Genomic DNA, 22,034 nt, shown 5'->3' on the forward strand with positions numbered 1-22,034 from the left:
CCTTTTACTTGAAGTGTATAAAAACGAGTGAAGAAAGTATGTAGTTCTTTCCTATTCGGTTTCATTTTCATCATAGATGGTCATTTTATCTCTTTTAATATGAATGTTTGCGTGAAATAAGGACTTACATAAGTTGTTTCTAACGTTGCATTATTTGTTTTATTCATGATACGTTTTAATGAGAATAACCCGTATCCTCTAGCCCCCTCTTTACTTGAATGGTTTTTCTCATAAATTTTTTGCAAATCAATCGCTTCACTCTTTGAACTATTACGCACGATAAAATATTGTCGTGAATCCATTTCAAAGAATGCGATTTGCAATATCTTTTCCTCACTATGTACTGCTTCTTCAATTGCATTGTCTACTAAAACTGAAATGATGCGAATAAATGAAATAACCGTCATCGAAACACTTTCAATATTCTCTGGTATATCGAGCATTATTTTTATTTGTTGGTGCTGGGCAGTGCTAACTTTCGCCCTTAATACACTTCTCACTTCAGGGATATGTACGCGAGATAATTTCGCAATATCAAGTTCATGATCATTTATTGTTTTTAACGTAGGTGCTATAACGTCATAGTACACTTGCTCAATTTCTTTCACATTTTTCGTACGTATGCCCTCTTCTAACGATAGCAATATATTCATATAATCATGACGGAAACTAGCAAGCTCATCGTGCATATCCTCTAATTTCTCTACATAATCTAATAACTCTTTATCTAAACGTTTTTCGTGCTCTTCTCGTAACTTTTCTTTCGATAAGTGTGAGCTTATTAGCACAATGATTAGTAATAATAAAAATATAATAATCGCTGAAATATAACTTACTTCACTGTATTGTTGATTTAATTGTGCTAATAACGCAGAAGATGGCTGAGTTAAGATTAGTTCAATAATAAATCCGGCAATTAATAATATATAAGTTACATAGTATAGCGGACTACCTACTATATATTGAGCAATTTTTTGGATTCTTTTACGGGCTACAAAAATACCGATAAAAGTAAGTGTCGATACGGTAAGGTGAATCATGCTTCCTGTCCATAAATATAAATTGAATGGCGTTAACATAAAGATTTTCATTCCTAAATCGAAAAGCAACATTTTTACTAACGTTATAATCACCATGCTCACTAGTGCAAAATATACATTATACTTAAGTTTTAGTTCATTTTGCATTAGTCCTAAACTTATTAAAAATAACACAATCGTACTATTCAATTCTGGATATCTCGTTACTGTTACGACAATAGCAAGTAAAATAATGAATACCGCACTTAAAGCTATTAACATTCTATATGACAATCTATTGTACCGGATTAATTGAATGTATAAAAACGTATGGCTTATACTAGTAAGCAGTATTGCAAATAAATCATAAATATACATTACATCTCACCCTTTAATATGTTACGTACTTTACTGAATAAACGACGTGATACTGGAATACGTTTCCCGCTTTTTAAAACTATCATTTTTTGCTTCGCATCATAAGAAGACAGTTGCTTCGTATTCACGATATATGATTGATGACAACGAAATAAACGTTCATCTACTAATTCAATTTCTTTTAAAGTCCCATAAAAATAAACAATTCGATCTAACGTCACTAATGCTAAACGGTGCGGTTCATCGGTCATAACATATTCAACTTCATGAAACGGAACCCGCACAGTTGCATTACTATTTTCAACGATAAAGTCATCGGACGGAATAATATGCTTATTACGCGCTTCATATTGGAGTAAACATTGTTCAAAAACGTTACGCCTCTCCTCGTATGGCAACCCTTTATCAATAAAAGTTAAAGCTGATACCATGTATTGATATGAAATAGGTGCAAATTCAGAATGCGTCGTTACAAACACAATAATTCCTTGCGTATCATACTTTCGTATCTCTTGTGCCACTTGTAACCCTTTACGTTCTTCTCTTTTTATCTCTATATCTAAAAAATAGATTGGGATATACTTCGCCTTAGGAATGTTAGTAATGATGTTTTCACTTTTACTACTCACCTCGATAAAATCAAAAGGCAACATATATTTCTCACAAATCTCTTCAACTAGCCGTTTCATTTGCTGTGCTTGTATGACATCGTCTTCTAAAATGAAAATACTCATGTAATCACTCGCTTTATTGAAATCTTTCCATCTATAGATTTATCTATAACTATATAATTCAAATCGTTATACTAATCTCCTTCCCAAGAATTAAAATAATTAATTTGCTATTACATAGAGAAACCTCAACTATTCAAGCACAAAGTTGAGGTTTTCTTCAAATCATTCTATAACTAAATCCGCCCGATCCTTCGGCAATTCCGTTTCTAAGTAATAATCCTCTGCTTTCCAATACCTATTTTCAAACTTTGAAAGGTTTTTCTGCGTTTCTTCACTCTCACGTAGAAACCGTGTCTCTCTTGGACAATCTAAATACACCATATAATGAAAGAAATCTCTCCATTCTTTTCTCTGTAGAAAAACACCTTCTATTACAATTACGCCTACTATGGGGATCTGTACTTTTTTCATCTCACTTGAGTCTGTCTCATTATTATAGAACGGTAATTTCAGTTTTGTGTCATTTTGTAACTTCTGAAAAAACTTCTGCCGAAGCCATTCAATATCCCATTGTAAATAATAATACTCATACCATTCTTCATAGCCAGTATGATACCGTTTATTACGTTCTACTATATGATCATCAATATGAAAAATATGGAACGGAATACTTTCTTGTTTCATATTTTCTTTTAAGTTTGTTACAAATGTTGTTTTACCCGATCGACTTAGTCCATCAATACCTAGAATGAACCTATTTTCTTTATGCTTCTTCATAACATTTATAAGCTCATTTGTACGCATTACTTCTTCCACTCTTCTTTTAATAACGAGTATAAAATCGTATCATGAGCAACTCCATTTTGTATCATATGTTTTCGAAGTAATCCTTCTTCTTGAAAACCTGCTTTACTTAATAATTTTTGAGAAGCTTTATTCTCCACGTATACAACAGCAGCAATTCTTATAAGTTGTAACGTTTCAAACCCGTAAGTTAAAATCGCCTGTAACGCTTCCCTTGCATACCCTTGTCCCCAATATGTATCGTCCAATTCATAACCAATTTCAGCTCGCTTATGATGCTTGTTTATTAAATGAAATCCGCACGTTCCGATTAATTGGCCCGTACCCTTTTTCTCAATTCCCCAGCGAAATACAGTTCCTTCTTCATAACGATTTTTAAACGTTTGAATAGTCGTTTTCGCTTGCTCAATATTTTCGAAAGAATCCATTCCAAAATAACGTATAACAGATTCTTTTGAAAAATAACGGAACATCGTTTCTGCATCTAACAGTGTTAGTTCTCTTAATTGTAAACGTTCTGTTTCTAGTTTCGGAAACCCCATCTCTTTTTCTCCTTCTATTCTAATGAACTGCAAATTTCAATATAATTCCCATCTGGATCGGCAATGTATGCAATTGTTTGTCCCCACGGTTTCACAATTGGTTCAACTAAGATTTTAATTCCTTGCTCTCTAAATTGTTCGATTGTTTCTTGTACATGATTAACAACGAATCCCAATTCAAAATGAGAAGATTGTAACTCGCCTTCTGTAAGTAGTAGACCTGTTAATTCTTTCACATCTTGCCTTGTGTTCATCGCTAAAATTGTAGAACCAGTATTAAATTCAATATATGTACCATGCTCCGCTTTTATAGGTAACTGTAAAATATCTTTATAAAATTTTAAACATTCTTCGAAATTTTCTACATATAAAATGATGTACTTCATTTTTAAATTCATTTTACATCCTCCTTTATATCCATCCCTAAAATTTCGACAAATGTCTCATAAAAACCTTGTTCCTTATAGCAACGAGCACAAAAAAATGAGGCCGATTTCTCGGCCCCCCAGCTTATTGGCATAAAACAGGAGATTTGGTTTGGACATAACCAGTTCGTACCTTTATTATATTTTATTTTTTCTGAATTTTGAATATTTTAAATACCCATTTATATTGAGAAAGTTTTTTGCTTGCATAAAATTAATGAGTTTAAGAAATGCTACAAATGGAGGTGTATACATATGGAACCAATGCTATGTCCAAGCTGTAAAACGAACCGTACTCGCTTTAATATTCTTGAGCAACAAGTAAAACCAGTCAAGTTAAATCCACAAACTGGTCAAGTAGAAGAAGAATACACAAATGAAACGATGAATGCTTTTCATATGTCCTATCAAGGACCAACATATAGAGTCCAATGTGCTGTATGCGGACTTGTTGAAAACCCAGAACAATTTATTAAACCTGCGCAAAATCAGTCTTTTTCTTAAATATTTTTATTACCCCCTACCACTTTTCTATAGGGGGTTTTTTGTTTCATATGTTAATGAAAAAACATTTTTCTTCCTTATTATAAATTACACCTCACACCTTCTTTGTCATCTTTTATTTTTTGATCCTCAATATGAATCGTTTTTTCTTCATTTATTATTTTCGGGATATTGTTTAATCTTTGCAACTATTAATCCCTTACCTTTATATAGAGTTTTATTATATAAAAAAGAGCGAACAAAAATGCAATTATATAAAACCAAAAGAAGTTGATCCCGATATTTCTCCCTACAAAATCAACTTCTTTTTAATTCTACTTTTTATTATAATATTTCACTTTTTAATTTCTTAATTTTCCAAGTGAGTCTTATGAAGAAGTACATCCACATACAACCTGTAAGACCCGTCATAGCTTTCGCCCAAATTGGCACTCTTGATTCCATCGGGCTTATAAATAGATTGTACATTGATGGTAATATACTTGCTGATATAATAACAAGGAATAGCAATAACTCATTTAGTTTTTGTATCCTTGTCTCCTTTTCTGAGTATATGTCAGGTAATTCATTTACCTCTTCTACTTCCTTACAAAAATAATTCCATCTTGTAAAACTCGTTACGCGTTTCCAACCTGACATTTCGTATATTTCGAAATACTCTTGTTGTTGTTCTTTCGAATCTCTATAAACCAATCTAAAATCAGCTTTGTATATTACATCTTTTGGCTCAGTTTTCTTAAACGTATACATTAAATTATATTTTTGTAATCCCCAACCTTGTTGATGCATCTTTCGTAAAAAAGCTTCTTCTTTTTCTAAATTCCATGCCGTAAAAAACTTAAATACCCTTTTTGTCTCCATCTTCGATTCACCCTCCTAATATACTATTTCCATTCCTTACAGATCTCTGTAACCTGTTATACTCTAGCTCTAATACTTCTCTACCAAGTGACGTTAACTCATAGCATTTCTTTCTATCTGTAGAGGCAACTTCAACAATTAATTTTTCTTTTAATAACTTCGTCGTATTCCCGTATAAAGTACCTGGACCGAGCTTTACTTCTCCATTTGTCATCTCTTCTACCATTTGCATAATTCCGTAACCATGCATTGGTTTCACTAGTGATAACAATATGTAATATGTCGCCTCTGTTAATGGAATATATTTTTTCGCTTTCGTATTCATTATAACCACCTCCGATACATCGCTTTCTGATATATCGACTTACGATACATCGTATATCGATATTGTATAACTACATTCTAAAATATGCAAGTATAATTTAATACTTGTATATTTATTTCTTTGAATTTAAAAATAGTATCAATTTTCTGAATAAATTGTTAAAATATAGAAATATCCGTTTATATTTTGAAAGGAATGATACATATGATAAATAAATTGAAAGAAAACATAGGATCGGTTTTTGTAGGTAAAGGAAATGTTATTGATCTATTACTCGTTTCATTGCTTGCTGATGGACATGTACTGCTTGAGGATGTGCCTGGTACGGGGAAAACGTTACTTGCGAAAACACTTTCTAAAAGTATTGGTGGTAATTTTTCTCGTGTCCAATTTACACCGGATGTACTTCCGAGTGATGTAACAGGTATTGAATATTTCAATCCGAAAACGAGTGAATTCGAATTAAGACTTGGGCCCGTTATGACTAATATTTTGCTTGCGGATGAAATTAACCGCGCTATGCCTAGAACACAGTCTAGTTTATTAGAATCGATGGAAGAACGACAAGTAACGCTTGAAAAGCAATCTACTCCTCTTCCGAAACCGTTCTTTGTTATTGCGACGCAAAATCCAATTGAATCACAAGGAACGTTTCCTCTACCAGATGCACAGCTTGATCGTTTTTTAATGACAATTTCAATTGGTTATCCATCTCCAGAAGATGAACTACAAATGATGCGACGTTTTCGTAGCGATGTACCACTAGAAAGTGTCACATCTGTTATTTCTTTAGATGATATTTTAGAAGCACAGAAACGAGTAAAAGAAATTTTCGTATCAGAACCGTTAGAACATTACATTATTAAACTTGCTCATGCTACAAGAAATCATGATTACATCGCTAATGGTGTAAGCCCGCGTGCCACATTAGCTTTAGTACGCGCAGTTCAAGCACTAGCCTTTTTACGCGACAGAGAATATTGCACGCCAGAAGATATACAATTGTTAGTTCCTTCTGTTTGGAATCACCGCATCGTCTTATCAATGGAAGGCGCATTACGTACGACAAAAAATGAAATTATGCAAAGGATTTTAAAAGAAGTTGACGTACCAGTGGAGATTGAGCAAACATGAATGGACAGCGCGTTGTAACTGTACCTTTATTTTTCCAACTTCATATTATTCAATTAAGTGTGCCAGGTGCTATACTATTCACATTTTTTATGCCACAACGAATCATTATGTTTTTCTTTTTCTTCTACTATTTATTTGCGATTTTTATTTATAAATATGTCGCTTACATAGAGAAGAAATTTGAAGTTATAAATGAGAAACAAACAACTCGGCTTTTTCCTAATGAATCTGGGCAATTTTTTATTCATTTAAAAAACGGAGCAAATATACCGCTCGTTAACGGTGTTTGTTATTTTCATTTAAATTCGTCACTACTACCACAAAAAGATCAAGGAATTGAACAAATATCAAAAACACTATTCTCTTTCCCGTTTTCACAACCTGCTCATTCGGCGCAAAAGTGGGATTTAACATTAACCGCAACGAAACGTGGTGTGTTTCAAATTGAACAGTTCGAATGTGTCTTGAAAGATCCTTTTCATCTTTTAACTGTACATTTGCCCATTGTTGATAAATTACGAACTGAAATTATTGTGTACCCTTCCCCTAAAGAAGTAGCAGGCTTACAAGAACTACAGCAACTTTTAAATGGGTCTTATCGAACAAATTTTTCTTTTTACAATGATGAAACCTCTATTATCGGTGTTAAACGATATGAACGCGAATCTTTCCGTTCTATTCATTGGAAAGCATCCGCTAAAATGCAGGCATTACAAGCGAAACAATATGAACCTGTAAAAAATTATAGTTGGACGATTTGTCTTTCTTTAGCTGCTGATCGCGGATTTGGTTGGAAAGATAATATAGAAGACCTTATTTCATTTGCAACATACATTTGTCAATACGCAACGAAGCATCAAATACCGTTTGAACTATTTATTAGTGTATTAGCTGAAGGTGGTCCTCTGCACTTACCATTAAACGACGGGCAAACACATTACGGAATATCTTTAGAGGAATTAGCGCGTATTTCAGATGATAGTACGTTACTTCCGAAACAAGGATTTCTTCATTATGTAACGAGAAAAAGAGAACGATCGTCTACAATGATATACATTGGTTTACAGAGAAATGAACTCCCTCTTCTCTCTCAGCCTACGTTTCTCATTACTAACGAAGGGATGGTGGAAAAGCTTGAAAACTTGGCTTTATCACGTTAATGACTTTATTCTGCTGCTCCTCCTTTCGTTATTAACGGAAAGAGATGAACTCATCGGCATTGTTATATTTTTAGCAACAGGCTATATTGGAGTATTTCTTATCCATAAACTAATGAAGAAAAAAACAACAGGTTTTGTCATACTGTTAATGACTCAAATAATTGGTTGTTCTATCTTTCTCCCTTTCTCTCTGTTTGGCACAATTATGTTACCGCTTTTCTTCTTTATCGTACATGTAGTTGGACCCGGATATCCAGTTCAAAAGTCATTAGGTGGTATTGTATGGTTTAGTATTTCAGCCATATTTTATGCGCCCTTTCCACATTTGTGGAAACTATTACTTTTAGTTTTACACATTATGATTACATTTTGGTTAACCGGGATAAACCGTAATCAACAGTTATTACGTTTCGCTTCTCTTATTACGATTGGAATAATTAGTGCTTTCCTTATTCCTATTTTCCCATACATTCGGCTTCTTTTTTCTTATGTCGTACAAGTAGTTGCTTTAGGATTTGGATACGCCATTAATCCGTTATTTTCGGCAGCTGAATCCAAAGAAACTGACGATTTTTGGTCGAATAAAGGGAATTTAAAAGATCCTCAAATTAAAGATGAATTTGGACATCGTGCTTTTGATCCAACACTTATAAATAGCATTACAATAATAGTCTGTACAACCATTGCTATTTACGTCGTTTGGAAAATAATAAAAAAACGAAAACAATTCAGTTTACCAAATATGCCTGCCTTCGAATCTACTATCATTACTGATAAAGAAGGTATGAGCCAAAAACGTTTGAAACAAAACAAACCGCCACATAACGAAATTCGAAAAGAAATTTTCAAACTTGAAAGTAAGTTAACTCCTCCTTTAAATAGAAAACGTGGAGAAACTGTTGAAGCATGGTTAGGACGAATAAATAGTGAAGAAGATGTAAATATTAAGAGTCATATTGTTATAGATGCTTATAATACAGTGCGTTATTCAAATGAGGAAAACACCGTACTGTTACATGAATTTAAGGAAGAGATTCAAAAACTCTATGCATATCAGAAGCGTTTGAAGAAAAGAAAGAAATAACACAACAAAAAGACTCCTATTTTTTCATAGGAGTCTTTTTATACTTCTACGTTACTTGTTAAATTGAAGCATTCTTCCCTGCTTCAATTTCTAACGACTCTTCATGCCACCAAAGTGTTTCTTCAGGGTCTTCTTTAGCGATTTGGTGTGCTTCTTTTTTCGTTTCTACTGTAGGATATGAGCCTTTTAGCGCACGTCCTGAAGTTGTAACGAATAATACACTAAATGCGACTAATCCAATAATACTTACACCTGCTAAATAAAATGCTGGTGCAAGCGGGTTACCAGTAGCATGAACTAAGTATGAACATACGAGCGGTGTTGTTCCACCGAATATTGATACAGAAATATTAAATGAGATCGAAAGTGCTCGATAACGTACATCAGTGAAAAATAGTGATGGTAATAATGAAGGTAGCGTTCCTTCATATACACTTAGGAAGAATCCTAAAATGAAAATACCTGCAAATATAGCAGCAATATGTCCGTTACCTATTAAAATAAATGCTGGAATTGCAAATACAGTTAAACCAAGTAAACCAATTTGCACGACGCGTTTATTACCAATTTTATCACTTAATTTACCGAAATATAATGCCAGTGGAATCATAAGTGCCATCGTAATTGAAATAATTAATAAGCCAGTTGTTTCTTTGACTTTAAGTACTTGGGTTAGATAAGAAGGAATATACGAAAGAATCATATAATTCGTAATATTAAAGAAGGCGACAATTACTGTGCTTAATAAGAAGTCTTTTTTGTGATATTTTAATATATCCATAAATGAAAATTGTTCGTTGTCTTCAGATTCCTCTTGTGCTTTTTCCATCTCTTCAAAGATGGGAGATTCATCTAAATGACGGCGTAAATATAAACCGACCAAACCAATTGGTGCAGCTATTAAGAAAGGAATACGCCAGCCCCAGCTGAGCATTTGCTCATCTGTTAACAATAACGTCAAAATGGTAACAATTACCGATGCAGCAATGTAACCTGAGAGTGTTCCAATTTCAAGACCACTACCGAGTATACCACGCTTTTTATCTGGAGAAGATTCTGCGATATAAACCATTGCTCCTGAATATTCGCCGCCTGTAGAGAAGCCTTGAATCATTCGCGCAACTAAAAGTAGTATTGGTGCCCATGCACCAATTTGTTCATAGGTTGGTAGTAATGCGATGAATAATGTAGAAAGTGCCATTAAAATAATAGTAGTACTTAACACGATTTTTCGGCCGTACTTATCTCCTATTCTACCAAAGAATACACCTCCGATTGGTCGAACGAGAAAGGCTGCTGCAAATGTACCGAATGTAAGTACAAGTTGCAATCCACTATTATCAACACCTGAGAAGAATAATTGACTTAAGATAACCGCTAAATACGCGTATAATCCGAAGTCAAACCACTCCATTGCATTCCCTATACCAGTAGCAATTACTGCTTTCCTGGCTTGTTTAGAATTGACAATATTAACGTCTTGAGGTTCAAAATTTAAATCATTATTTTGTTGCATATAATAAATCAGCTCCTTTTTTAATTTAACTTCTTTAAGCACACCTTCTCTTATTGAATAAAATTAATTCGAAGCACTTAAGGAAAATCAACGTCTCCTTGTCTGTTATTATTATTTCACATAATTAATTATTTGTCCAATTAAATGCTCTTTTTGTATAAATTTACACCCTATTTAACTTTTTATAAAATGAAGTTTAGGCTATATAATATATACCTTTACACTACAAATGAACCTTTCATTTATTTATATTTATAACGTTTCTATAATTGCTTCCTATAACCTAGAAACCAGTAACTTTTACTAAAGATTTGCATATATTTAAAAAGTGAACTCATTAGCTCGAATTCTGTTTTATTACATTCAACTATAATATTATTATAGTTTTAAAGGAGGCTATTTTATGTTGGAAATAATACTTTCACTTACTACTGTTTCTTTTCTCTTAATTATTTCTGGATTTTTCATTACCTTAAAACAATATAAAGAAATTAAAAATATAAAGACTATATTAACTACAAAAAAAGAAAATGAGAAAACTCCATCCGAAAACTCCATCCCTCTGCAATTAGACCTTAGCGTTCTCAATAATTTACTCGCTTCTGGAATAAATAAAGGTTCTAATACAAGTAAAGAAAATTGTGAGTCTAATAAAACTAAATGATTGTTATGCTTATAACAAGAAGAAAATATATCTCCTCTTTTATCTAATCTTATTAACAACTACCTCTGATTAAAAAGGAGACTGCTTATGTGTAAAAATTCAATTTCTATTATTATCCCCATACAACATAAAATAAAAAATTTACCTAAAATTTTGAAAGCATGTGAACAACTACAACCTTTTGAAATTATCCTTACTATTATCAGTAGTGTCGATGATTCTATTGATATTGCGCGATCTTACAATTGTGAAATTATTACACTAAAAGAGCCGATAGAATCTACTAATTGTTATGTAATTGGTGCAAAAAAAGCAAAGGGAAAGTACCTCTTATTTTTAGATGAAAATTACATTATTCACTCCCCCTCACTTATACAATTTCTTCAACCATTACTAAAACAATCGGCTGACGTCGTATTAAATAATTTAGATAATTTTTTCTATCAAAAACAACAGCCAAATATAGCAATGATTTGGCAGCAAGTTACGAATCATTTTTTTCATCGCCCAGATTTAAATGTTAACTCCTTATTATTTCCTCCCTATGCAATGACAAAAGAAGTACTTGAGGTAATTACTTCAGATAGTTTATCAAATCCAATATTGGCACAAATGAAAATTATTGAACATAAATTTCGGATTTGCGATCAATTAAACATTTCTATCCCTCAAGTTCCCTTTTTTCCTTCAACTCAACTCATTCATTATCATCTTGCAGCCATTGCAAATTGGATCAATCTAGTGCGAGATCAAAGAGGAAACTATACCGATAATAATCGAAAGCGGGATATTATTTTAGGGCTTCACAACGGGGAACAAAAATCCACTCCAAAAATAATTACAGGTAAAGAGTTTTATTCGAATACTTATGGAGATAAACAATTATCAGTTATCATCCCTGTTCAAAATGAAGAAAAAACGATAGAATCTGTCATTTTTGAGGTGCAGAAATTAAAACCTTTTGAAATTATCGTTATTGTTAATGGATCAACAGATAAAACAGAGGAATTGGCGAAGGATTGCGATGCAACAGTTATTAGTTACGAAGAAGCACTTGGAAATGATACGGGACGTGCTGTTGGTGCCTATTTTGCCAAAGGTGACATATTATTATTTATAGATGGAGATTTCTTAATTTCTAGTTGTGATTTATTACCATTTGTACAATCTATTCAAAATGGAACGGACTTAGCTTTAAATAAACTAGATTACTACTATATGTATCGTCTCCCCTATTCTATCGTCACCGCATGTAAATATGCTATTAACTTAGCATGTAATCGAAAAGATTTAGGTATGGGATCCACAATTGCTGTCCCTCATGCTTTTAGTCGAAAATGCATTCATACAATTGGGTTTGATTCACTTCTTTCACCAACCTTAAGTCAAGTTAAAACAATTTTAGCAGGCTTTCATGTGCAAAATGTCCATTCTGTCGACGTCGATAAAATGAATCGTGTTCGACCTGAAAAACACTTCTCTGAGCAAGGTTGCCTTTCATTAGCAACACAACAAATCATTGGTGATCATATAGAAGCAATTTCTTACTTGATCGAACAAAAAGAGTACTTTTAATTATACATCCTGCCTACTAAATACTATATTATCTCATTTTTAATATATCACAGAATAAAAAAGATGGTTTGTAACCATCTTTTTTATTTTTACATCAGCTCAAAAGAAAAGTAGAAGGCAGGCTTTTCATTTCTTATTTTCTTAAGAAGTTTGAAAAGAGAGGCTTGTTAATGAAGATTCAACACTTAAATCATCTTTTAGTGCAATTGAGAAACATGCAACTAATGGTAAAGTAATAACAATTGATCCACTAGGACTAATTACAATTGTAGGACTTGTCCCACATGTGCCCCCACAATCCACTTCTGCATCAATTCCACTACCAGGGGTAATTGTAATTTTAAGACACACATCTAAACAAACATTATTCGTAATACATGCCATAACTCTCCCTCCTTTCCTTTAACAATATATGCAGTTAATTAAATTCGGACACGACTCTCTTACTAAATTTTATAAATTAGATGTTATTTTACTATTCGTTTTATAGCAATTAACGTTTTATTAAACTATCTAAATCAACTAAGAAACTCAAATCATCTTTTACTGAAATAGAAATACATGCAATAAATGGTATTACATTAAAATTAGATGAACATTCATCATTGCACCTTACAAATATTTCTGCGCCACCATTTGGATTGACTTTAGTTTCTAAACAAATATTAAAACAACTTTTATTGACGCAAGACAAGGTATTCCCTCCTTTCCTGTATCCGATATTAATTTATGCAGAAATAAAAATACGGTTACAGCTTTATTTAACCTTTACTTTATTTACTTAAAATAAATTGAAATAAAAAAGTAAAAACCTCTTCATGTATTTGAAGAAGTTTTTACTTTTCACTTACACTTGAATCAAAAAAGTAATTTTAAAAATTTTGTTTTTATTCCAATACGTAACTCATACTTTACCCGTTGCTATTTCAAGCCTATTAATAAAGTAGCTTCCAAATTAAAATAAATCTTTAAACTCCCTATTCTTTAGTAAATAAGAAAGCCCTTCTACATGATCGCCGGTAATTCTCAATACAGCTGGTGGATGTCCTACTGTTGCAAAGTGCTCATTTGGACGAATACGATTTGGTTTCATTACATCTACAAAATGGACACATTCAACTTTATATCCTTCTAATATTGCCTTTACTTGCGCAACACACGCTGTATGAAGAGTATCCCAGCCAATTCCCTCTAAACATTTTCGACTAATAGCGTGGGGAACAGCAATTGTAGATCCCACTCCTAAATCTTTACGGTTACAAGCAATATTCAACATATATTTATATAAATTTACAATATATAGGGGGAATCTAAGATTTAAATTTAAATCGTTTAAAGCTATATCAACACCATCCGTAACAGCCTGTGTTAACGGATGAAGATCTTTTGCTGGAATAGCAAAATCAGCATCAATAAAGAGAAGTATATCCCCTGCGGCTTCTTGTGCACCAATTGCCCGTCCTACATCATGCCCTAATGCTTCTTGATAAACAATTACGGTTGCCCCTAATTGCTTAGCAATTACTTCTGTCCGATCTGTTGACCCATTAATGACAACAATTATTTCTTTCGGTTCAACTTTTCTTGCCTCAAGAATAACTTCTTTAATCGTCGCTTCTTCATTTTGTGCTGGTATAATAATTGATAACTGTTTCCCATTATAAATCGATGAATCCATACCCCATCCTTTATGAGAACTTGAATAATTCTTTTGTTGTTTTAGTTGCTCTATAATTTCTCTTTTTCTTCCTCCATCTGTATAGTTACCTCTAGCATTTTTTCGTTGTAACCAACTTTCCAAAGCTTTTATGTTCTCTTTAATCTCACATACTTCTAATTTAGTTAATTCATTTTTATAGAAAGAGGTTTTGTTTGCGGTTATATTATTCAAAGAGGTGTTAGTGATGGCTGACGAGGATTGTAGTCGCCACCCTTTCTCAATAAGAGTTATTTGCGCTAGAACGGGATTTTGCAAGGTGTCATATCCAATGTCTTCAATTGCTTTTTTTATAATGGCATATGGCATAGATAACATCGAATCATATTTTAAATTCATATGCCCCAATACATCATTTACTATTTTTCTATACACCATAGCAATACTTGGCCATTCTACTCTCATCTTTTCAAAACATACAGAGTCTATGTTATTCAAGATTACATCCTGTTCCTTTTTCAGTAGTGGTTCTATAAATCGTTCTAATTCTACCGAAAAAATAACATCTTCTCCATTTAAAAATAAAATTACATCTCCATTAGCGATTTTCGCCCCATGAACTGGTGCTTTCCATTTATTTTTTTCTTCAATCACAACAACGTTACTCTCAACAAATGTAGGTATGGATTGTATCGCACTCATTCTATCATCAGCTACAATGATAATTTCTAATGGTTTTATATGGTGCACTTTGTTTAAAATTTGATTCAATTTCGATTTTTCTTCTCCTAAAACTATAACGACTGACAGTGCCACTTCTTTTTGTTCTTTTTTTACAGTCTGATTAGGCTTTACTTTTTTTATATATTCAATTGTTTCACTCTTACCTACCGCTGCATGCCCTGCTTTTTTATCGAAATATAAGTCTATTACAATTTGATTTACTTCTGTATCTTTATCCAGTTGTTCTAATTCAGAAATGAATGGTATTAAATGATTTTGCACATCAAATTCACACGCGAAATTTTGCAAAAAATAAATATTCGGTACATATTTAATGTGATTAAAAAATTTCACAACATTAATTCTTTCGCCAAATTTCTCCTCAACTTCTTCTCTTGATAAACCTGGATAAGACAAATCGAAAACTAGATTTATTGGTACAGGTATCCATTTTAATAAATTTGTTTGAGGATTATTAATTAAAACTGTGGAGCCCTTAACGAATCCAGCTAAAATTAAAGACATAAACCCTCCCCCGGAACTGCCATAAAACAACACATTTTTCGAATCAATTTTTAACTTTGTAAATAATATTTCTAAAATATTTGCTATATCTTGTAAGTAAAATCTATCTAACTCCCCTTGTCCCCAACCTAAAGATAATTTTCCAAGATATAATGTAGGATCATTATAATATATAACAGTATCTTCAAACTCTTCCATCCAAGAATGTCTATGAAAAATAGGTGGACCGATTGGCTGTTCTTGAAATCCACCTGCTCCGGATCCAAAAACAATAGTGTTAGAAGCACCCGGCTTAATACGAATTAAAAATTCATACGTTACTTTACCCCAATCAACCTTGAGTATAAATGGTTCTGTAGTTTGAAAATCCATTTGCCATAATTCTTCATATGAAATGTTAATTTTTTTGTACTGGTCTAACAGTTTAATCACCCTTTCCATCTATTTCAAGGTGTTCTATTAAGTAAGAGAGAGCTTCAACGTGATCACCAATTATTCTTAATACCGCTGGAGGATGTCCATTATGACTTACATTCTCCATTAAGCGAATTCTATTCGGTTTTACAACATCAACGTAATGTACACATTCTACTCTATACCCTTGTAATATAGCTTTTACTTGTGCAAGACTAGGGCATAGTAAACTTTCCCAGCCTATTGCATCTAAACATGATCTACTCATAGCATGTGGAATTGCTACTAATGAGCCATTACTTAATTCTGGACGATTATATGCTAAATTAAGCATATACTTTACGACGTCTACAACATAAAACGGAGGATGTAACATCGGATTCAAATCATTTAATGCTATGTCTACACCAGCTGAAACTGCTTTTGTAAAGTGATGCAAATTACTTCCTGAAACACTAAAATCACCATCAATAAATAAAAGAATATCTCCTGTAGCTTCAAGCGCTCCAATAGCACGTCCAACATTATGACCAAGTCGTTCGTTATATTCAATAATAGTAGCACCAAGTCTTTTAGCAATATTGGCCGTTTGATCTGTCGAACCATTTACAACGACAATTATTTCTAGCGGTTCTATTTTTCTTGCCTCAAGTATTACTTGTTCTATAGTCTCTTCTTCATTTTGCACTGGTATAATGACAGATAGTTGTTTCCCGTCATAAATTGAAGAATGCATTCCCCAACCTCGATGATACGAAGGATACTGCTTGCTTTCACCTAATCTTTGAATAATATCTCTTCTTTTTCCTGCATCAGTAAACCCTACTCTTTTTCCCTTTTTCTCTATCCATTTAGAAATACCGATTAAATATTTTCCCACTTTCTCCCTTTCATTTTCTGACAATTCTTTTTTAACTAAATAACCTTCCTCTTCTAACGTTTCATCTCTAGATAACGTTTTTATTGCATATTGATCGTTAATCCGCCAGCCTTGATTAACTATGTTCATATGAGCTAGAACGATATCTTTTATATAATCAAAGCCGATATTTACCACTACTTCTTTCGTAAGTGCATATGGTAATGAAAGTATTGAATTGCTTTTTAAATCTGGTCGACTTAAAATTTCATTTAACATTTTTCTCCAAACAATATCCGTATTTGGACATTTACCAACTTCTATAAAATTATCTATTTTGTTTAATACTACATCAGCCTGATTTGTAACAACTGGCTCAATAAAATTCTTCATTTCATTTGAAGATAATAAAAAATTACTATCTACAAATAACAATACATCTCCTTTAGCTGCCTTTACAGAAGCTTCATACCCATCATAATACGTACTATATTTATCCATCAAAACAATATGGCATTTATGTTTCTTTACTATTTCATACAAATTACTTCTATCGTTAGGAACGAAAATTATAATTTCAAGAGGATTTAGCTTCCATATAGATTGAATTGACTCTTCTAATATTTGTGCTCTTTCACTATACAAAATAATAACCGTTAACGATTTCATTACACGCCCCCTTTACACATCATGTGACATAAAATATTAAGTATTACCATTTCCTATGAATTTGCTACTTTATTAACATATTCAAAAGTGAATTATACTGTGTAAAAACAACCGTCTATTTTTGAAAATATAAGTTCTGCACTTACCTCCTTCCTCTTATCATTGTTTGTTACAACTCTCACCATTTAAAAACAAAAAAAGTCCTAATTTCTTTAGGACTCTATTAAACAAATTTATCAATATTATTAATTTTATATACTACCTTTTTCCATGTTATACCGCGATCTGTTGTAGTAAATATTTCTTTTTTATTACACGCCCAACCTTTACGCCGATTAAAAAAATGCAAACAAAATACATTTTTTAACAATGGATTACTTGCTACTTTTATCCATTTTGATCCTTTTTTTATTATTTGATATACACTTCCATTTTCACTATTTATAACCCAGCCATAATAGGAACTAAAAAAAGAAACAGCCACTTTACTAGTATTTATTGTTTTATTTGAAATATGCCACGAATTCCCCTTATCAAATGAGTAATTCATTAAAAATTTATCATCATTCATTTTAGTTGGTATTACTAATAGGTTATTTTTGTAGATTGCTTTATAAGCCATAGCAGTCCCAGTATTAATCCCTTCAAGACTTGGAATATCTTTTATAGCTTGCCAACTTTCCCCACCATTTATTGTTTTAAATACCGTTGATGTTTCATATTGTTTTTGTAATGAAATAAATCCGACTAAATCGTTTATAAATGTTATCCCTGAAATACTATCACTAATACTTATATTTTTTATTACTTTCCAAGCTTTCCCTTTCGTTTTCAAATAGTATAAATTATGTTCAAATTTATTTGATGCAAGCTTTCTAGATAATACAATCCATATACTATCCATATTCGTAGCATGCAATTGCACTTGAACATCAGTCGATTTCTCCCAATCTTCTTCAACCGGTAAAATAAACTCACTCCATCTTTCCCCTCTATTAACTGTATAAAATATAGCTGGCAATAGATCGTCATTCGTTTTTGTTAAACCATATGCCCAAGAGCTTCGAGCGTTTATTGGATATACAAATAATACAATTGAATTTAGAGGATTAACAACATCCCATTCTACTCCTCCGTTTCGAGTATATAAGATGGCTTGCTTTTTATTTGTATATTGAATACTAGCCCAACCATATTTATCCGTTCTCATTTGTAAAGAAGTAAATTGAATATCATTATTTTCCAATATATCACCTCATTCTTATTATTTATATATTCGTATGCTATTATTTTCAAAACGTTCTATCACTCGTTGTTAGTACCACTCGTTTTATCTACTATCTTTATATTTACTTTCTCTTTTCTTCAACAGTAAAATATCATTCAATCATGTATCAAATATAATGGAATCCCTTCTATTTTTTTCGTTATCATTTACCAACAACTGTATTTTACAAAATTCAACTATAAAAAATGCACCCCAATTGTAAAACTATTTTTAACAATTAGAGTGCACTTTATATAAAATTTAGCTTTTAACTTTTAAGCACTTACTACAGCAGCAACTTTATCCATACAAGAAATAAATTGAGTAATAAATGCATCAATTTCTTCTTTTTTAATTATATATGGAGGAAGTAAACGGATGATATTCCCTTGTGTAACATCAACTAACATCCCTTTCTCCATTAGCTCTACCTGTAATTTCTTTACATTTTCATTCGTATCATTCAAACTAATTCCAAACATCATACCAGCATGGCGTACTTCCTGAATATAATAAGAATTTTCTTTCTGAATTTCTTGCAATTTATCATTTAGATAGTGTGACGTTTCATACGCTTCTTGCATTAAACCATCGTCAATCAATGTGTTTAATACCGTTAACCCTAAAGCGGTTCCCATTGAAGAATGAGCAAACGTTGTGCCGTGATCTCCTGGTGCAAACACATCACATAACTTTTCACCTACAATAATTCCGCCAAGCGGTATCCCGCCTCCTGCTCCCTTACCAATTTGAATAATATCCGGAGTAATATTGAAATTTTGATAAGCAAATAGTTTACCAGTTCTCCCCATACCACTTTGAACTTCATCAACGATAAGAATAACATTATATTTATCACATAAGTTTTGAACACCATGTAAATATTCACTTGATAAAGGGTATATCCCCCCGCTTCCTAATACAGGCTCTAGCATAATCGCAATTGGATTTTCTTTAACGATTGTTTCTTCTAATTGCTCTATATTCTCACGCTCTACTTCATATACCGGAATCGATGTTTTAGGAAAATTTTGATATACACTTTCTTGTCTCGTAAAATGAAGTGCTCCTAACGTACGCCCATGGAAACTATTCTTCAGCACTACGATTCCTTCACGTTCCTCTCCCGTATTAGCTCTATATTTATCAATTAATTTTAATGTCGTTTCTGTCGCTTCCGTACCAGAGTTTGTAAAAAAGACCTTTCCGTTTTTTAAAGAGCAGTCAACTAATTTCTTTGCATACTCAATCGCAACTGGATTTAAAAAATGAAATGGAAGATGCAACGATCTCGTAACTTGTTCCATTGTCATTTGCACGATTTTCGGGTGATTGTATCCTAATACATTCACTCCGACACCAGAAAATAAATCTACATATTCTTTACCATCCACATCATATAGTTTGCAACCTTCTCCTCTTTCTATCGCAACCTTCGTACGACAATACGTAGACATCATATATTCTTTATCTAATTGAAACCAATCCGACATTTTAAATTCCTCCTAGTTATTTTCCCTGTTTATTTATGTTCATTCTCTATAAAGTCATGTATAAATTCATTTTTCAGATTAAAATTTTCATAGTAATTTTCTTCACGATATTCATTTTTCCATAATTTCTTCTATTTCAACAGGTCCACTACATGTACATTTTTTTCATCTAGCGGTCTGTTACCATTTTGGACTTTGCGTGTCATACATAATCAAGGCTATGAAATCATATTTAGTAACAATGGACAAAAAAGATTTGGAGGCTATATAGATGGATGAAAACTATGATAAACAGGGGCAATCTTTACTAGGGAATGACTTTAATGAAAATAGAGAACGTAATGAACAAGCTATACTTCACTCACAAACAGTTGGTTCACGTGGACCTATTCTAAAGCAAGATAGTGTACTTCACGAGACGCTACAAGAATTTATTCACGAAAAAATTTTAGAAAGACCTGTTCATGTAAAAGGATTTGGTGCGTTCGGTTATTTTCAAACGATCTATCCAATGTCTGAACATACTAAACTACGTTTTTTACAAAATTCTAATGCGAGAGTTCCTGTTATGGTGCGATTTTCATTAGCCGTTAGTACGAAAGGAACACCTGACACTTCTAGAAATGTACGCGGTTTTTCTACAAAGTTTTATACAGAAGAAGGCATTTTCGACCTTTTATGTAATCACATCCCTGTCTTTTCCGTTCGTGATCCGATGCGTTTCCCTGAAACGATTCAAGCATTGTTACCTTCACCTATAAATAACTTAATAGACCCTAATAGATTTTGGAGCTTTGTCGCTAGAGCGCCTGAATCCATTCATTTCGTTGTTCATTTATATTCTGATGCTGGTACGGCCAAAAGTCTTCGCCACATCCCAGGACATAGTGTTAATACATATGTATGGAGAAATGCAGAAGGTAATCGAAAGTATGTAAAGTATCATTGGTACCCCTTTGAAGGTGTACAATACATTACTAGTGAGGAAGCGAATAAACTGGCTGCTGAAAACCCTGATTATAGCGGGAAAGATTTATATGATGCAATTGCAAATGGTAAACCAGTAGAATACGGTTTATATGTCCAGCTCATGGATCCGAAAGATGAAGCACATCTTTCTTATGACCCTTTAGATGATACAAAAGTATGGGATGAAAAGAAGTATCCTCTTATACCAGTAGGCAAAATGGTATTAAATAAAAATCCTGAAAATTATATGGAGCAAGTAGAAAAAGTCGCCTTCTCCCCTTCTAATTTACTAGACGGTGCAGAACTATCAGATGATAAAATGCTGCAAGGGCGTGCTAACATTTACAGTGATTCTCAAAGAAGAAGAATTGGTTCCGAATTTCGCAAATTGGCGATTAACAAACAACAAAATTGGACGCCTGCTAATCAAATAACGAGCGGTGACGGAAGATACGTTGAAGGTAAATTTGAAAGAACTTCTATTACGAAACAGGATGACTTTACGCAGCCTACTGAATTTTATACGAAGTTAAAACCGATAGAAAAAGAACATCTTGCTAAAAACTTAGCTAGTGATTTGAAAGTTATATCCCATGATATTAGGAAGATAGTTTTGGGGTATTTCAATCAAGTATCAACTGATTTGAAAACAAGCATTGAGACAAAAATGAAAGAGCATTAAGAAGATTAAAACATGCTTTACGAATGAGAATTCAAATCTATATTAATTATTTTCTTGTCAAAATCCAATGAAGTTATTTAATTTAAAAATATAAAGCCAATATATCCCTGT

At 32.6% G+C, this 22,034-nt stretch carries 21 protein-coding genes; 7 read left to right on the top strand and 14 right to left on the bottom strand.

Going from position 1 to position 22,034, the window contains the following annotated elements; translation table 11 throughout:
• Positions 1 to 80: 80 nt before the first annotated feature.
• From ACSG5Z_RS07230 to ACSG5Z_RS07250, 5 genes are all read right to left on the bottom strand, one after another.
• Positions 81 to 1,397 carry a GHKL domain-containing protein gene (locus tag ACSG5Z_RS07230; RefSeq protein WP_435711175.1) on the bottom strand — a complete coding sequence of 439 codons (1,317 nt, stop codon included), beginning with the start codon at positions 1,395 to 1,397 and terminating at the stop codon, positions 81 to 83.
• Positions 1,397 to 2,131 (bottom strand): LytR/AlgR family response regulator transcription factor, encoded by a 735-nt coding sequence (locus tag ACSG5Z_RS07235; RefSeq protein WP_088609176.1) that lies wholly within the window; start codon positions 2,129 to 2,131, stop codon positions 1,397 to 1,399. The genes ACSG5Z_RS07230 and ACSG5Z_RS07235 overlap by 1 nt, the downstream gene beginning before the upstream one ends.
• A 162-nt stretch (positions 2,132 to 2,293) precedes the next feature.
• A complete protein-coding gene (locus ACSG5Z_RS07240) occupies positions 2,294 to 2,875 on the bottom strand; it encodes a kinase (RefSeq protein ID WP_087984631.1) in 582 nt (193 codons plus the stop codon).
• Complete coding sequence (locus ACSG5Z_RS07245) at positions 2,875 to 3,417, bottom strand: GNAT family N-acetyltransferase (protein ID WP_435711176.1); 543 nt, start codon at positions 3,415 to 3,417, stop codon at positions 2,875 to 2,877. Before ACSG5Z_RS07245 ends, ACSG5Z_RS07240 begins: the two co-directional genes overlap by 1 nt.
• Before the next feature lie 14 nt (positions 3,418 to 3,431).
• The gene (locus tag ACSG5Z_RS07250) at positions 3,432 to 3,815 is read right to left on the bottom strand and encodes a VOC family protein (RefSeq protein ID WP_435711177.1); all 384 of its coding nucleotides are present in this window, start codon (positions 3,813 to 3,815) and stop codon (positions 3,432 to 3,434) included.
• A 282-nt stretch (positions 3,816 to 4,097) separates the two neighbouring features.
• Between ACSG5Z_RS07250 and ACSG5Z_RS07255 the strand changes: the two genes are divergently transcribed.
• Positions 4,098 to 4,346 carry a hypothetical protein gene (locus ACSG5Z_RS07255; RefSeq protein ID WP_048547666.1) on the top strand — a complete coding sequence of 83 codons (249 nt, stop codon included), beginning with the start codon at positions 4,098 to 4,100 and terminating at the stop codon, positions 4,344 to 4,346.
• A gap of 324 nt (positions 4,347 to 4,670) precedes the next feature.
• On the opposite strand, the gene ACSG5Z_RS07260 is transcribed toward ACSG5Z_RS07255, so the two are convergent.
• Positions 4,671 to 5,207: a DUF2812 domain-containing protein gene (locus ACSG5Z_RS07260; RefSeq protein ID WP_435711178.1), complete on the bottom strand. Its 537-nt coding sequence runs from the start codon at positions 5,205 to 5,207 to the stop codon at positions 4,671 to 4,673.
• Positions 5,208 to 5,214: 7 nt separating this feature from the next.
• A complete protein-coding gene (locus ACSG5Z_RS07265; protein ID WP_435711179.1) occupies positions 5,215 to 5,532 on the bottom strand; it encodes a PadR family transcriptional regulator in 318 nt (105 codons plus the stop codon).
• A gap of 204 nt (positions 5,533 to 5,736) precedes the next feature.
• Between ACSG5Z_RS07265 and ACSG5Z_RS07270 the strand changes: the two genes are divergently transcribed.
• Genes ACSG5Z_RS07270 through ACSG5Z_RS07280 form a run of 3 tightly spaced genes read left to right on the top strand, consistent with a single transcriptional unit; the run spans position 5,737 to position 8,910 of the window.
• The gene (locus ACSG5Z_RS07270) at positions 5,737 to 6,666 is read left to right on the top strand and encodes an AAA family ATPase (protein WP_435711180.1); all 930 of its coding nucleotides are present in this window, start codon (positions 5,737 to 5,739) and stop codon (positions 6,664 to 6,666) included.
• On the top strand, positions 6,663 to 7,826 hold the full coding sequence (locus ACSG5Z_RS07275) for a DUF58 domain-containing protein (protein ID WP_435711181.1): 1,164 nt from the start codon (positions 6,663 to 6,665) through the stop codon (positions 7,824 to 7,826). Before ACSG5Z_RS07270 ends, ACSG5Z_RS07275 begins: the two co-directional genes overlap by 4 nt.
• Positions 7,801 to 8,910 carry a DUF4018 domain-containing protein gene (locus ACSG5Z_RS07280; protein WP_435711182.1) on the top strand — a complete coding sequence of 370 codons (1,110 nt, stop codon included), beginning with the start codon at positions 7,801 to 7,803 and terminating at the stop codon, positions 8,908 to 8,910. Before ACSG5Z_RS07275 ends, ACSG5Z_RS07280 begins: the two co-directional genes overlap by 26 nt.
• Before the next feature lie 58 nt (positions 8,911 to 8,968).
• Here ACSG5Z_RS07280 and ACSG5Z_RS07285 read toward each other — a convergent pair whose 3' ends face one another.
• On the bottom strand, positions 8,969 to 10,426 hold the full coding sequence (locus ACSG5Z_RS07285; RefSeq protein ID WP_435711183.1) for an MFS transporter: 1,458 nt from the start codon (positions 10,424 to 10,426) through the stop codon (positions 8,969 to 8,971).
• Between the two features lie 403 nt (positions 10,427 to 10,829).
• Between ACSG5Z_RS07285 and ACSG5Z_RS07290 the strand changes: the two genes are divergently transcribed.
• Positions 10,830 to 11,090, top strand: coding sequence for a hypothetical protein (locus ACSG5Z_RS07290; RefSeq protein WP_087984622.1), 261 nt, complete (start codon positions 10,830 to 10,832; stop codon positions 11,088 to 11,090).
• 87 nt (positions 11,091 to 11,177) lie between these two features.
• Positions 11,178 to 12,665, top strand: a complete 1,488-nt coding sequence (locus tag ACSG5Z_RS07295) for a glycosyltransferase (protein WP_435711184.1) — start codon at positions 11,178 to 11,180, stop codon at positions 12,663 to 12,665.
• Between the two features lie 141 nt (positions 12,666 to 12,806).
• On the opposite strand, the gene ACSG5Z_RS07300 is transcribed toward ACSG5Z_RS07295, so the two are convergent.
• From ACSG5Z_RS07300 to ACSG5Z_RS07325, 6 genes are all read right to left on the bottom strand, one after another.
• The gene (locus ACSG5Z_RS07300) at positions 12,807 to 13,049 is read right to left on the bottom strand and encodes a hypothetical protein (RefSeq protein WP_431148607.1); all 243 of its coding nucleotides are present in this window, start codon (positions 13,047 to 13,049) and stop codon (positions 12,807 to 12,809) included.
• A gap of 109 nt (positions 13,050 to 13,158) precedes the next feature.
• Positions 13,159 to 13,359 (bottom strand): hypothetical protein, encoded by a 201-nt coding sequence (locus tag ACSG5Z_RS07305; protein ID WP_431148608.1) that lies wholly within the window; start codon positions 13,357 to 13,359, stop codon positions 13,159 to 13,161.
• Between the two features lie 261 nt (positions 13,360 to 13,620).
• Positions 13,621 to 15,942: a glycosyltransferase gene (locus ACSG5Z_RS07310; RefSeq protein WP_435711263.1), complete on the bottom strand. Its 2,322-nt coding sequence runs from the start codon at positions 15,940 to 15,942 to the stop codon at positions 13,621 to 13,623.
• A 52-nt stretch (positions 15,943 to 15,994) separates the two neighbouring features.
• A complete protein-coding gene (locus ACSG5Z_RS07315) occupies positions 15,995 to 17,512 on the bottom strand; it encodes a glycosyltransferase family 2 protein (RefSeq protein ID WP_435711185.1) in 1,518 nt (505 codons plus the stop codon).
• Between the two features lie 223 nt (positions 17,513 to 17,735).
• Positions 17,736 to 18,758 (bottom strand): hypothetical protein, encoded by a 1,023-nt coding sequence (locus ACSG5Z_RS07320; protein WP_327971100.1) that lies wholly within the window; start codon positions 18,756 to 18,758, stop codon positions 17,736 to 17,738.
• Between the two features lie 296 nt (positions 18,759 to 19,054).
• On the bottom strand, positions 19,055 to 20,272 hold the full coding sequence (locus tag ACSG5Z_RS07325) for an aspartate aminotransferase family protein (RefSeq protein ID WP_435711186.1): 1,218 nt from the start codon (positions 20,270 to 20,272) through the stop codon (positions 19,055 to 19,057).
• A 271-nt stretch (positions 20,273 to 20,543) separates the two neighbouring features.
• On the opposite strand from ACSG5Z_RS07325, the gene ACSG5Z_RS07330 reads away from it, so the two are divergent.
• Positions 20,544 to 21,923, top strand: a complete 1,380-nt coding sequence (locus ACSG5Z_RS07330) for a catalase (RefSeq protein ID WP_435711187.1) — start codon at positions 20,544 to 20,546, stop codon at positions 21,921 to 21,923.
• Positions 21,924 to 22,034: the final 111 nt, after the last annotated feature.

The sequence above is a fragment of the Bacillus pretiosus genome (assembly GCF_051294775.1).
Taxonomy (GTDB): Bacteria; Bacillota; Bacilli; order Bacillales; family Bacillaceae_G; genus Bacillus_A; species Bacillus_A wiedmannii.